The 14,785-nt window shown below is 36.6% G+C and carries 9 protein-coding genes; 5 read left to right on the plus strand and 4 right to left on the minus strand.

Features of this window, described 5'->3' with window-relative positions; genetic code table 11:
* Positions 1-97: 97 nt before the first annotated feature.
* From kdsA to AC5P2S_RS13055, 3 genes are all read right to left on the minus strand, one after another.
* Positions 98-907, minus strand: a complete 810-nt coding sequence (gene kdsA / locus AC5P2S_RS13045; protein WP_494555159.1) for a 3-deoxy-8-phosphooctulonate synthase — start codon at positions 905-907, stop codon at positions 98-100.
* A gap of 119 nt (positions 908-1,026) precedes the next feature.
* Positions 1,027-1,560 carry a DUF1697 domain-containing protein gene (locus AC5P2S_RS13050; RefSeq protein WP_494555160.1) on the minus strand — a complete coding sequence of 178 codons (534 nt, stop codon included), beginning with the start codon at positions 1,558-1,560 and terminating at the stop codon, positions 1,027-1,029.
* 127 nt (positions 1,561-1,687) lie between these two features.
* A complete protein-coding gene (locus AC5P2S_RS13055; protein ID WP_494555161.1) occupies positions 1,688-5,173 on the minus strand; it encodes a glycosyltransferase family 117 protein in 3,486 nt (1,161 codons plus the stop codon).
* Positions 5,174-5,392: 219 nt separating this feature from the next.
* Here AC5P2S_RS13055 and AC5P2S_RS13060 point away from each other — a divergent pair, with 219 nt between their 5' ends.
* Together AC5P2S_RS13060 and AC5P2S_RS13065 are read left to right on the plus strand one after the other, a co-directional pair.
* On the plus strand, positions 5,393-6,430 hold the full coding sequence (locus AC5P2S_RS13060) for a PLP-dependent cysteine synthase family protein (protein WP_494555162.1): 1,038 nt from the start codon (positions 5,393-5,395) through the stop codon (positions 6,428-6,430).
* A gap of 75 nt (positions 6,431-6,505) precedes the next feature.
* Entirely contained in the window at positions 6,506-7,777 is a 1,272-nt protein-coding gene (locus tag AC5P2S_RS13065) for an aminotransferase class I/II-fold pyridoxal phosphate-dependent enzyme (RefSeq protein ID WP_494555163.1), read from the plus strand.
* A gap of 77 nt (positions 7,778-7,854) precedes the next feature.
* On the opposite strand, the gene AC5P2S_RS13070 is transcribed toward AC5P2S_RS13065, so the two are convergent.
* Positions 7,855-9,390: a serine hydrolase gene (locus AC5P2S_RS13070; protein WP_494555164.1), complete on the minus strand. Its 1,536-nt coding sequence runs from the start codon at positions 9,388-9,390 to the stop codon at positions 7,855-7,857.
* A gap of 357 nt (positions 9,391-9,747) precedes the next feature.
* On the opposite strand from AC5P2S_RS13070, the gene AC5P2S_RS13075 reads away from it, so the two are divergent.
* The 3 genes from AC5P2S_RS13075 to AC5P2S_RS13085 all read left to right on the plus strand — a co-directional run bounded on the left by AC5P2S_RS13075 (position 9,748) and on the right by AC5P2S_RS13085 (position 14,736).
* A complete protein-coding gene (locus AC5P2S_RS13075) occupies positions 9,748-10,296 on the plus strand; it encodes a DNA-3-methyladenine glycosylase I (protein WP_494555165.1) in 549 nt (182 codons plus the stop codon).
* 198 nt (positions 10,297-10,494) lie between these two features.
* Entirely contained in the window at positions 10,495-11,853 is a 1,359-nt protein-coding gene (gene pyrF / locus AC5P2S_RS13080) for an orotidine-5'-phosphate decarboxylase (RefSeq protein ID WP_494555166.1), read from the plus strand.
* Positions 11,854-11,919: 66 nt separating this feature from the next.
* A complete protein-coding gene (locus tag AC5P2S_RS13085; protein WP_494555167.1) occupies positions 11,920-14,736 on the plus strand; it encodes an aminopeptidase in 2,817 nt (938 codons plus the stop codon).
* The last annotated feature ends 49 nt before the right edge of the window (positions 14,737-14,785 follow it).

Raw genomic sequence — 14,785 nt, forward strand, 5'->3', positions numbered from 1 at the left:
AAAAATAGCAATTAATACAAAGAACGAAAGAATATTTGTAAATCTTATACGAAAAACTGAAATTAATAAAAAAGTCCGGCAATTCCGGACTTTATTTTTATAGTATCGCTTCTCGGATTCTTGTTAATTTTCCGAGTAAACCGTCCAGTAAATCCAATTTTAGCATATTGGCGCCATCGGATTTTGCAACAGAAGGATCAGGATGTGTCTCTATAAACAAGCCGTCTGCTCCAACAGCAATTCCCGCTTTGGCAATGGTTTCAATCAACGCTGGTCTTCCGCCCGTAACACCGGAATTCTGATTCGGTTGCTGAAGCGAGTGCGTTACGTCCAATATCACCGGAGAATATTCTCTCATGGTTGGGATTCCACGGAAATCTACTACAAGATCTGTGTAACCAAAAGAATTACCTCTTTCAATGATGGCCGTCTTATCGTTTCTGGAATCCTTTACTTTCTGAACTGCAAACTTCATTGACTCTGGCGAAAGAAATTGTCCTTTTTTAAGTGTCACTGCTTTTCCTGTTTCTGCTGCTGCAATCAACAAATCGGTTTGTCTAACCAGGAAAGCAGGGATTTGTAAAACATCTACATATTCCGCAGCCAAAGCCGCATGACCATTTTCATGAATATCTGTTGTTGTAGGAATATTAAAGGTCTCTCCTACTTTTCTAAGAATCTTTAAAGCTTTCTCATCACCAATTCCTGTGAAAGAATCGACACGACTTCTGTTGGCCTTTCTGAAAGAACCTTTGAAGATATAAGGAATATTGTATTTGTCAGAAAGCTTCACGATATGTTCTGCAATCTGCAAAGCCATTGTTTCATCTTCGATCGCGCAAGGTCCTGCAATCAGGAAAAAGTTCCTGGAATCTTTGTGATGAATGTTATTTAAATATTGTATCATTTTTTTGATTTTAAATTATAAACTTCAGATTGTTTTCTGTCTGAAAATCGAATACAAATATACGGAATTAATGCAGGAAAACCTTTTCCAACCCAAACTATCGAAAGGGTTGAAATTATCTATTTATTGAATTTCTTCATAATCTTTTCAAACGTATTGACATTCCTGCTCGTCATTTTATCTTTCAGACTTTTCTTCCCGAGAACTTTACCGAAATCGGAATCCAAAGTCTGACCTTTGGGAACTTGCCAATAGAATATATTATTGACGATTTTCCCTTTTTCGCCTTCTGATTTGCTTGATTTCTCGAATTCTTCTAATAACGTTTCTTCTACTTTTTCTGAGCCGAGGAAAATGTAATTGTGGAAATTCTCTATTGGCGGAAAAGGGTCATTTTTCAAGATTTCGTTGATTTCTTTTTCATTTTTGATGAAGAGAAAAGCTTCGTAATTGAAATGTTCCGACATTGCTTTTTCCAGAATTGTCTTCAGTTCCGTCGAATTTTTATCTGATTGAAACAGGATATTACCGCTTGCCAAAACCGAAGATACATTTTGGACGCCAGCATCCGAAAAGACTTTGCAGACATCTGCCATTTTCATATTAGTTCCTTTGACATTGACACCTCGGAGAAAAGCACAGAAATTGATCATAGTTGATAGTTGATGGTTGATGACAAAATTACATTTTAAAATTTTGACTGATGGATAATATTTAAACAAAACCCTTTCAGAGTTTTAGAACTCTGAAAGGGTTAATATATTTTGAGAAGATAACATTCTACTGGGTGACTTTCATCAGCTGTTTCGTGATGTTGTCCATCTTTTCAGCTTCATAAGTCGTATCGTAATCTTTCATAATATCGAAAAGATAAGAATAGAACGATGTCACTTTCTGGACATCATCTGCTTTTTTGAAAGCCTTTTCTTTGCCCATCTCCTGCAAATCTTTGATGAATGTATTGAATCTCTTATCAATGACATTCAGAGATTTTATAAGATATTGATAGCCTTTTTCTTTCTGGCCGATTTTGTTATAAGCATCAGAAACCGCACCAACTACCAAAGAATATTCCATCGGTTTGGTTTTCATTTGTCTTGCTGCATAAACCTGAAATTTCGGCGATAATCTGGTGTAATAATCATACTCTTCGAAGATTCCTTTCTTAAGGTCTTCTGCCAGTTTTAGCCCTTTTTGCTCTTGTCCGGCAACGATATAGGCGTAAACAATAGAACTCAAAGACCTTGGGTCATTGTATTTGGAAACCGGGATTTCTCTGCTTGCCAAATCTAGAACTTCGATCGCTTTTTGCTTCTCGCCTTTCAGAACCAAAGCTTCTGCAGCTCTGCTTGCAGATGACCTGTAGCTTACAATATTCTGTGTACAAGTCTCATCAAAATGAACTTTCAAATCCTTGAAATTACCCCATCTGTAATTTTTTACAATGTTGTAAAGCTCGTCAGCATTCACCATTCCCAATTCGCCGTCCGGAGATTCTTCCGTTTTGATTGGAACCAATCTGTAACTGAATCCATCAAACTTAAGATAATTGGACAGGAAGAATAGATTGCTTCCGTCATAGATTCCACCGCTTGAGAAGTTGATCGGACGTTTCCAATCGAAGTTCGCAAGGATATCCAGCATCATCATATTATTTTTGAACATACTAGAACCTTTATAATCGATGACGATTTGTTTTTCTGCTTTTTGCGCTTCGGCTGGCGTGATGATTCCTGATTTAATGGCATTATTCACATTCACCGGAAGTACAAATTTGGAAACCGGAAGGAAGTTGAATTTCTCATAACGCTCTTCCCCAAAAATCATTTTAACGATTTCATCTTTTGCAGGAGATTTCATTTTCAAGAAATTAATAGCCTCTTTCATCGTAATCGAATCCTGGGTCAGATATTTTCTGAAAGCCGCAAATTCTGTATCTGGCACACCCTGGTCTTTTAGATTCGCAAAAATATTAGACCAATCATCTTTAGTCATCATATAAACCTGGTCGTTGGAACCTTCGCGGTAATCTTCATGAGTTAAAGTTGAAGGAACCGGCATTGAATTATATGTTCTTCTTTTAACCTGGTCAATGTTCCAGGGTGTCGATAACAATGTGAAATTGACCACTTTTACATCCGGACGGAATTCCTCAGTCTCCTGAATGGCCCAAACTGGATACGTATCATTGTCACCATAAACGAACATTATGCCGTCTTTCGGTAAAGATTTTAAACTTGAATAAGCGTAATCGTAAGCTGTGTAACGTCCACTTCTGTCGTGAACATTATAATTCTGAAAGCCCATCATAAAAGGAATTCCTAATAAAACTACGCCTACAATAATCTGAGCTGATTTGCTTTTTACTTTTTTCTGAAGCAACCAATAGATTGCAGCGACACCTAATCCAATCCAAATCGCAAATGCGTAGAAGGAACCGACCATCGCATAATCTCTTTCACGAGGTTCGAATGGCTTCATCCCTGTGTAAAATACAATCCCGACACTTGTTAAAATGAATAAAGATAATATCGCGTAGAATCTTCCAAAATCTCTATTAAGTTGAAAGAAAAATCCTAGTAATCCCAAAATTAATGGAAGCATAAAGAACTTCACTGTACTTTCATTCTGGAATTTAGCAGGCATCTCGCTCTGGTCGCCCCAAATATTATTATCGATGAAAGGAATCCCTGTAATGAAGTTTCCATTCGTATTTTCCATATGCCCTTCGACATCATTCTGGCGACCTGCAAAATTCCAAAGCAAATATCTTCCGAAGTAATAGTAATTCTGGAATGTGATGAAATAGTCAAGATTCTGAGCTAAAGTCGGTTTCTGAACATTGATAATTCCGAATTGTTTCGCTTTCAGATAATCATCCATTTTGATGGTTCCGTTCTCATATTTTTGACGAAGTTCATCAAAGAATTGTTTTGCTTCCGGACTTTCGGAGATTTGCTCATTCCCATAATTGAAAGTGAAATCCGGCGCACCGTACATTGAGATGTAATTCGGCATTACTGATTTATCCTCACTAAACATTCTTGGCAAGAAACCAACGTGTTCTTTGCTGTAAACATAATTGAACTTCTCTCCTACTTTGCGATATTGTCCAGTTGTAGCATCTTTCTCGTAAGTATCACCTGTTTTTTCAGTTTTGTAACTTCCGTCTTCATTTTTCTCGATTCCATTCGGATCTAGATAAGCGGTATAATTTTGTCCGTACAACGTTGGCCAGTCACCATATTGTTCACGGTTATAGTAATCCAGCATTCCCAAAGCGTTGTCAGGGTCATTAAGGTTCATCGGTGGATTGGCAATAGCTCTGATCGGGATGACCAGCCAGCAAGAAAATCCAATTATCATATAAACAACTGATAATGCAACTGTTTGATACAATGATTTCCCGGTTTTTCTTGTATAAGTAATGAATAAATAGCAAAGAACTGACAAAATAACAAATGCGAAAACTGTCCCTGAGTGAAAAGGCAGACCTAGTCCGTTAACAAAGAATATTTCAGATTTTCCGAATAACGTCATTATGACAGGGAAAATAATCTTGAAGACAATCGCCAGAATTACCAGCGTAATTCCATTAGCCCAAAGGAAAGATTTCCAGGTGAACTTATAATTTCTTGTATAATAGATCAGGCAAACTGCCGGCAATGCCAACATACACATCATATGTACACCGATAGACAAACCGATCACGAAAAACAAAAGGATAATCCAACGTTCATTATCTTTTTCCAGATATTCATTTTCCCATTTGGTAATCAACCAGACAATCAATGCAATAAACATACTTGCCATTGCATAAACCTCGCCTTCTACCGCTGAAAACCAAAATGTATCCGAAAATGTAAAACATAAAGCACCAACTGCTCCTGCAAATAAGGTTGCAATTTCTTCGGCAATTGTAATATTTTCAAATTCTTTATTGAGTAATCGTCTTACAAGATGGGTAATCGTCCAGAATAAAAACAGAATTGTAAACGCACTAAATAACGCAGACATCGCATTAATCACCAAAGAATAATGCTGACCGTCACCAAAAGCAAATAATGCAACAACGGCTCCAACCAGTTGGAAAAGTGCAGCTCCCGGTGCGTGTGTAACCTCCAATTTAACAGCGGAAGAAATGTATTCTCCACAATCCCAAAAACTGAAGTTGGGTTCTATGGTTGATAAATATGTGATAAATGCAATTACAAAAACTACCCATCCAAGAATAGTGTTCCATCGTTTAAAAGTCCAATTCTTCATACGGAAAATGAAATATCGGCGAATTTAACGTTTTTGATTCAGTTATTTAAGTTTTTAACAAAAATTAAAATTTTGGTGCGCTTTTTGAAAATTGCAGAAAATCAGCTGAATTATTAATAATATTTTCAATGCAAAATCAGATTCACAGCTCAAAAATAAAAACATTGCAATTTTTTTTTTATTTTTGCAGACAGTTTTTGAGAGAAAAAATGATATAAAATGACGAATGTATACGATAATATTCTTGGTTTGATTGGCAACTCACCGTTGGTCAAGTTAAATCAGGTTACCAAGGACATTCCTGCGACAGTATACGCTAAGTTGGAATCTTATAACCCAGGGCATTCTACAAAAGATAGAATTGCACTTCATATTATAGAAAATGCAGAAAGACAGGGAATCCTGAAATCAGATTCTGTAATCGTAGAAACCACTTCCGGAAACACCGGTTTTTCTATTGCAATGGTTTGTATCGTCAAAGGTTACAAATGCATTCTTGCAGTTAGCGATAAAACAAAGACTGAAAAAATCGCTTATTTAAAGGCACTTGGCGCAACAGTTTATGTTTGCCCGGCTTCAGTTCCTGCAGATGACCCAAGATCTTATTATGAAGTAGCTAAAAGAATTGCTGCGGAAACTCCTAATTCGGTTTACATCAATCAGTATTTCAACGAATTGAATATTGATGCACATTACCAAACCACAGGCCCTGAGATTTGGAAACAGACGGAAGGCAAAATAACTCACCTTTTTGCCTGCACAGGAACTGGCGGAACGCTTTCCGGCTCCGCAAAATATCTGAAAGAACAAAATCCTGACATCAAAGTGATTGGTGTAGATGCGGATGGCTCTATCCTGAAAACTTATCACGAAACAGGAAAAATCAATAAAACAGAAATTCATCCTTATCAGATTGAAGGTCTTGGAAAAAATTTGATTCCGGGTGCGCTTTTATTTGATACGATTGATGAATATGTACGAGTTAATGACGAGATGTCAGCTTACAGAACCCGAGAGATTGCTTTGAAGGAAGCAATAATGGGCGGTTACACAACTGGAGCAGTAACTCAGGCTTTGATTCAGTATGCCAATTCCCATGAGTTCAAAGAAGATGACTTGATAGTATTAATTTTTCCAGACCATGGTTCCCGCTATATCACTAAAGTATACAGCGACAAATGGATGGAAGAACAAGGCTTTATCAACAACTGTTTTCACAACTATGATGAAGTTTTCAAAACAGAAATCATCAAATAAAATTTAAACACAAAATTCATAACCTTTTGTCATACAAAAGGTTTTTTCAATCAATAAAAATATCAGTTAGAAAAAATGGACATTTTTGAAAGAATAAAACAAAATCCAGGTCCGCTGGGACAATTTGCAGATTATGGTGAAGGATACTATATTTTCCCAAGATTAGAAGGACCAATTGGACCGAGAATGAAGTTTCAGGGGAAAGAGGTTATTTTTTGGAGTGCTAATGATTATTTGGGTATGTGTAATCATCCCGAAGTTTTGGAAGCTGATGCCAAAGCCGCTGCAGAGTTTGGAATGTTTTATCCGATGGGAGCCAGAGCAATGTCCGGAGAAACTGTACAGCATTTGCAACTGGAAAGAGAATTGGCGGATTTCGTTAAGAAAGATTCTGCTTATCTTTTGAATTTCGGTTACCAGGGAATGGTTTCTACGATTGACGCTTTGGTCTCAAGAAATGACGTGATTGTTTATGATGTAGATTCTCACGCTTGTATCGTGGACGGTGTCAGACTGCACGCTGGAAAACGTTTCACTTACAGACATAATGATATCGAAAGTTTTGAAAAGAACTTAATCAGAGCTCAAAAGGTCACTGAAGAAACAGGCGGTGGAATTTTAGTAATTACCGAAGGTGTTTTCGGAATGCGAGGACAACAAGGTAAACTGAAAGAGATCTGCGCGCTTAAAGACAAATATAAATTCAGAATCTTGGTTGACGATGCTCACGGATTTGGAACATTGGGAGAAACCGGAGCAGGAGCTGGTGAAGAGCAAGGTTGCCAAGATCAGATTGATGTTTATTTCTCTACGTTTGCTAAGTCTATGGCTGGTTTCGGAGCATTCTTAGCTGGAGACAAAGAGATTATCCGTTATTTGAAATTCAACCTAAGATCTCAGATTTTTGCTAAATCTCTGACAATGCCAATGGTAATCGGAGGTTTGAAAAGATTGGAACTGTTGAGAACAAGACCGGAAATCAAGGCTAAGCTTTGGGAAAATGTTGAAAAACTTCAAGGTGGATTGAAAAAAATCGGATATAATCTTGGTGACACCAACACTTGTGTAACGCCGGTTTTTATCCAGGGAACACCTGTTGAAGCGACTTTATTAGTTAAAGAATTAAGAGAAGATTACGGAATTTTCACATCTGTTGTAGTTTATCCGGTAATTCCAAAAGGAATGATTCTTCTTAGATTAATTCCAACCGCTTCTCACACCGATGCTGAAATCAACGAAACACTTGCAGCTTTCGAATCGATTTACAACAAATTAGCAAGCGGTTATTACAAAGAAGCTGAAGCTAAATTATTGAAAGAGCAAAACTTAGAATTTAAGCCAATTTAATGTGGTTTGAATTCTTATAAAATAAAAACGCCTAAACAAAATTGTTTAGGCGTTTTTATTTTATCAAATCAACTTTTCTAATTAATCTTCTTCAAATCCAAATCCTCAAAATCAAAACTAAAATCCGTCACATCAGAAATCGGTTTCATTTTCGCAGAAACCGCTTTTCCGTTTTCATCAAAATTCAAAATAAAAAACGCATCGGCATCGTAACTTCTGTCATCCCATTTCGCCACAAAAGAATTCGCAGAATAGGGAATCAAATCACCTTTCAGTCTTGGAGAAGATTTAGAGATGATTCTGTAACCTTTGCCTTGTTTGGAAACCTCAACAATCCCGAACCAATCATCTTTGTACCAGCCGATAAATTGGTCGTCTTTCAAATCAGATTTGAACTTCGAAGCTTTATCATAAACATCTTTCTTCTGCTTGGCAAAAGTCTCTTCATTTTTTTTATTTCTGTCACCGTAAAGTTTCAACCAATCACGGTTTTCAACACCTAGATATGCATCTTTCACAGAATTGGTAATCGTAGAAAATGCCGCACCAGATTGTTGATTCGTCAAAACTACAATTCCCAGTTTCAAATCAGGAATCAATGTAAAATGGGTTACAGTCCCTATCAAACCTCCGGAATGCTGAACCTGCAAATGACCTTTAACATCGCTCAAAAACCAGCCCAATCCATAACCATAAAAATGCGTATCATAAGGCGAAGTCATCCCAACTTTATCCGGAATTTGAAGACTCCATAATTCGTGAGCGTTTTTCTCAGAAACCAGACGTTTCCCGTCTTTGGTCACAAATCCATTCAGAAGGAAATTGGCCCAAGTCGTCATATCCTGAATATTGCTCATTATACCGCCTGCAGCGTTCGCCGTCTCGTTCCAGTCGTGTGGAACAGCAATCGCTTTCCCATCAACCGGAGCGTGTGCATCGATAATATTCTGAGAATTTTTCGCTCTATTATAAGAACCAAAACTCGCCGTCATCCCGACAGGTTTCATAATTCTTTGCTCGATAAAATCTGCCCATTGTAAACCGGAAACTCTATGAATCACTTCTCCGGCAACAATGAACATGATATTATTATAATCCAAAGTTGTTCTGAAAGGATTTTCCGGCTTGAGGAATCTTACATTATGAACAATATCATTCACTGTCAAATTACCACCTTCCGGAAAAAACATTAGATCACCTTGTCCCAATCCCAATCCTGCTCTATGCGTAATCAAATCTTTTATCGTTACATTTTGAGAAACGTAAGGGTCAGCCATCTGGAATTCCGGTATGTATTTGGTCACTTTATCATCCCAATTGAGTTTGCCTTCGTCTGCTAAAATGGCAAGAGCTGTACAGGTAAAACCTTTACTGTTAGAAGCAATACCAACCAGGGTATTGGCGTCCATCGGCTGATTATTGTTGAGCGAGCGAACACCAAAACCTTTCGCATAAATTAGTTTTCCATCTTTCACAACGCCAACAGACATTCCCGGAACATCAAAAGTTTTAAGAGAATTTTGAATAAGTTCATCCAGTTTTTTTTCCTCAATCTGAGCATTGATAAAGACAAAAGAGAAAAGTAAAAAGAAAAAAGATATTGATTTATACATTTTAAAAAAGCTTTGCACGAAGATAAGAAATTGTTAATTCTAATCCTTAATCATATTCACAGCTTATTAAACAATATTTCAAACCAGATATCATTGTTAAATTTTAAACTTTGACTGATAATCTACTTAAGATCTTTGATTGTCTACTGAACTCGTCTGAATGCTCACTAAAGACCCCTGACTATCTACTCAAGTCTTCTGACTACTTACTTAACTCTTCTGAATGCTTATTCAAGACCTCTGACTGTCTACTCAACTCTTTCTTTTGTTTACTTTACTCTTCCTTTTACCTATTTTAGGGAAATTTTAATAACCGGTAAAAAAAATTACCTTTACATTCAATTTTAAAAATATAAGATGTCATACTGCCAAGCCATAGAAACAATGCAGCCCGAAGACCGGAAAGCGTTGCACAAAAACTACCACGATAATCACTACGGTTTCCCTATCCATAACGATGATGAATTGTTTGGAAGACTCATAATGGAAATCAATCAGGCAGGATTGAGTTGGGAAACGATTCTCAAAAAGGAAGATTCTTTCCGAAAAGCCTACAGCAATTTCAGTATCGATAAAATTGCCGCTTACACAGAAAAAGACCGGGAGAGATTATTGGCTGACCCGGGAATCATCAGAAACAAACTCAAAGTCAATGCAGCCATAGAAAACGCCAAAACCATTTTGGAACTCAAAAAGGAATTTGGCTCATTCGAAAAATGGTTGGAACATCATCATCCGAAAACAAAGGAAGAATGGGTAAAACTGTTCAAAAAAACCTTTAGATTCACAGGCGGCGAAATCGTCGGTGAGTTTCTGATGAGTATTGGTTTTCTGAAAGGCGCACATTCCGACGATTGCAAAATCAATGAAAAGATTTTTGCTGCGAATCCGAAGTGGAAAGAATAAACCACAAAAGTCACAAAAGAAAGTGGTGAAAAATTCAATGAAATATTTTGAGCATTTAGTTGTCATTCCGTAGGAATCCCTACAGAGTTTGCTTAGATTCCTACGGAATGACAAAATTGTGTTTTTGATTTTCAAACTTTTGTGCCTTTGTGGTTAATAAAAATTAGCCTTAAATTTGTCGAAATCTAAAGAAAGTCAATGGAAAGTAAAAAAGAATTCTTCCTCGAGTGTTATAAACTCGGGATTATCAAGTTTGGGCGTTTTACACTGAAAAGCGGAATAGAAAGTCCGTTTTATGTGGATTTGCGGCCACTCGCTTCTGATCCGAAAATCCTGAAAAAACTAGCTAATTATCTCTTGGAAATGTTGCCGCTGGATAATTTTGATATCATCTGTGGTGTTCCTTATGCAGCGCTTCCAATGGCGACAGCAATGTCGCTGGAAAGTTATCTCCCATTAATTATTAAGAGAAAAGAAGCCAAAGCTTACGGAACAAAAAAACTGATTGAGGGAATCTACGAGAAAGGACAAAACTGTCTATTGGTAGAAGATGTCATCACATCCGGAAAATCTTTGGTAGAAACCATTGATGAGGTTGAAAATGAAGGCATCAAGGTTTCTGACATTGTTGTAGTTCTTGATAGACAGCAAGGCGGAAAAGAAAAACTAGAAGCTAAAGGTTACAAAGTTCATTCGCTTTTCAATATCTCTGAGGTTGTGGAAATCCTGAGAGAAGTTAATTACATCGATGATGAGGAAGTATCGAGAATCAGAGATTTTGTGAACGGAAATCAAGTGGTTTTTGAAGAGAAAAAACGTCTGTCTTACGAACAAAAACTGGAAGTAGCGGAACATTCTTTTGCTAAGAAAATCCTTGAAATCGCTATTGAAAAAAGATCAAACTTAATTGCATCGGCAGATTTTATTACCACAAAAGAATTATTGGATTTCGCTGACATTGTTGGTCCTCACATTGTGGCTCTTAAAACTCATATCGATATTCTGAACGATTTTGATGCTGACGAAACCATTCTTCCGCTCAAAGATTTGGCGACAAAACATAATTTCCTTTTGATGGAAGACCGGAAATTTGCTGACATCGGGAACACTCAGGAACTGCAGTTTTCTTACGGAACTTACAAGATTTCCAACTGGGCAGATTTGGTAACTTCCCACGTTATTGGAGGAAGCAAAAGCTTAGATTGCTTTATGAATGTTGGTGTGGTCGCGATTTTAGGAATGTCTTCTGAAGGAACTTTAACAGATTCTCATTATCGTGAAGAAGCTTTGAAAATCATAGAGAATCATCCAAGTATAATCGGTTGTGTAGCACAAAATCAAGTTTCTGACCAAATCTTATTGTTTACACCAGGTGTGAATTTGGGTACAAGTGGCGATGACAAAGGCCAGCAATACAATTCTCCGGAACATGTAATTAAAAATTACGGTACCGATTTCATCATCGTTGGACGCGGCATCTATAAAGCAGACGAGCCGGAACAAGAAGCTTTACGTTACAAAAACGAAGGCTGGAAAGCTTATCAGGATTCTTTGTAATTTTAACAATATAACATCTCGCTTCATCAGAAAAAAAGTAGTAGTTTTAATTACTTATATTTTTTGATGAAGCGATTTCTTTTATGTTTGGTCTTATTTCTTCCTTTTTTCTGGGCAAAGTCTCAGCAAGACAGCATTTTGTTGAATGTAAAACTGAATGATGATCAAAAATCGATTTCTGTAGAACAGACTTTGATTTATCATAATCCGCATCAGAAATCCATTAATCAAATCAAGCTGCTGAATTGGGTTTCGGCTTACCAAAATCGCAAGACACCACTTCTCAAAAGAAAAGTTGAAGACAGGAAAAAGGATTTGTATTTTGCTAAAGATGATAAACTGGGGAAATTAGAAAATCTCCAATATTCTTACGGGAATATCTCCTCAGAAATCCTTAATAAAACTCAGGAAAACATTTTTATTCCGCTTGGGCAGCCTTTGGAATCTGGAAAGAGTATTAGACTTAATCTGAAATATCAAATTCAGTTGCCTGACGCCCGTTTTACAGGTTATGGTTTGGATGCCAATCGCATTCTTTTAAAATATTTTTTCCTGGTTCCGGAAACTTATGAAAATGAAAATCAAAGTAACGTTTCATATAGAGATACGGAAGAAACTGCCAACGCCGGCTCATTTTGGAATGTGAATTTTGAAATTCCAAACAGTTGGAAAATCTATTCTAACCTTAATCAAAAATCAGATTCCAAATTTGAAGGAACTTCGATCAATGACCCGGAATTTCAATTGTCCAGAGAGATTTATCCCGAATTTTTATTAGATGTTGACGGTCAGAAAATCAATATCCAACTAGGTTATCAAATCACTGAATATCAAAGACAGGTTTTAAGTTTTCTTTTGCCGACACAACTCAAATTCATAAAGGCAAGAGTTGGAAATCTTCCTGACAAATTGTTCATTACTCAAAAATTCCTGAATAAGGAAGAATTTATCGGTATTGATGACATCAAATTCTGGAAATTCAAATTCCAGATGTTTACGGATTATGAAAAGACGGATCTAGATTACTTCAGTGCGGTCTCAAAGAAAATAATGGACGAATATTTCATTACTAATAAAACGGAAGAACACTGGCTGAAAAACGGCTTGAAATCCTATCTGGAAATCCAATACCTGAAAAATTTCTACCCCAATCATAAGCTTCTTGGGAATCTTCCCGATAATGCAAAGATTTTCGGAATCAAACCTTTGAAATTATTTCATGCTTCCAAGCTGAAGCTTTCCGAGCGTTACGGACTGGCTTATCATTATATCTACACGCAGAATCTCGACCAGAAAATAACAACGCCATATTATCTGTTGAGCAATTTTAATACAACTGCAATCAGTCAATTTGAAATGGGAAGTCTTTTGAATTATATTTCGGAATACCAAGGGCAAAATTCGTTTGATTTTTTCCTGAAAAATTATCTGTCTTCTAATTATAAAACCAAAACAACAGGTAAAGATTTCCTCAATAATATTGAAAAATTCACTTCCGGAAAATCAGTCTTTCTGAGTCCGATGATGGATGAGAAGCACAGGATTAATTTTAATTTGAAAAATATTAAAGAACAAAACGATCATTATCAGGTAAATATCAAAAATAAAAATGCTTCCAATATCCCTTTAAAAATTGAATCGGAAAATAAGAATGATGAGAAAGCAACTTATTGGAAAGATGGCAGCTCCATAGCAAAAGACTCGATTCTGATTCCAAAAGAAAATGTGGCAAAAATTGTTTTAAATGATAATTACATTTTTCCTGAATCCAATTACAGAGACAATTATATCTATACAAAAGGCTTATTTTCCAACACAAAAAAAATAAAATTCAAGCTGATTAAAGACATTCAAAACCCTGAATACAATGAAATCTTTTTAACACCGAGATTAACATTCAATGCTTACGATAAGATTTTGGTTGGTCTCAATTTTAAGAATCAGGGGATCTTTGACCAGAAATTTGATTATTCGTTCACACCGTATTACAGTACAGGAACAGGGAAATTGACGGGTTCGGGTGCACTTGGCTATTCGATTCTTCCACCGAACAGCTTTTTCAGGAGCTGGAATTTTGCAGTTTCAGGTTCCTATTTTCATTATAATACGGATTTGGCTTATAAAAAATTTGGAGCAGCAACGGCTCTCAATTTCAACAAAAATCCCAGAAGTGCCATCGGAAGAAGTTTATATTTCTCATATAACTATTATGAGCGGGAATTGACACCATTGATGATTGAGAATAACTTGTATTCCAAATATAACCTTTGGAATCTTGGTTATTCCTATTCCGATAACCGATTGATTCACGAAAAATACATCTCGGGCAATTTGCAATGGATGGAAGATTTTCAGAAAATTTCTGCTGAAGCGTTTTACCGCTGGGAATTTGCTAAAGACAAAAAAATCAGCTTCCGTTGGTTTGCAGGCTATTTTTTGAGGAACGACACGAAGAATGCTTTGTTCAATTATGGGATATCCCGTGTTTCCAATTATTCTTTTTCTTATGGATTATTGGGGCAGAGTGCCACCTCGGGAATCCTATCTCAACAGTTTATTCTGGCAGAGGGCGGTTTCAAATCGATGTTTAATACATCTGTGAATCAATTCATCACAAGTATTAATGTTGATTCTCATCTTTGGAAATGGTTCAACCTGTATGCTGATGCAGGGATTTATAAAAATAAAAGCAGAAGCACCGAATTTATTTGGGATTCCGGCGTAAAGGTAAAAGTGGTGCCAGATTTTTTGGAAATCTATTTTCCTGTAGCGTCCAGTTTAGGATTTGAGCCCTCATTCAAAGACTATGGTTACAGGATACGATATACCTTGGTTCTGAATCTCGGTGCTCTGATTAATAATCTTAGACGAGGAGTTTATTAAAAAAGGCCTCCAAAATTTGGAAGCCTTTTTGTTTTTAATAAATTAAGAA

It is taken from the genome of Epilithonimonas sp. 33E (assembly GCF_059372615.1).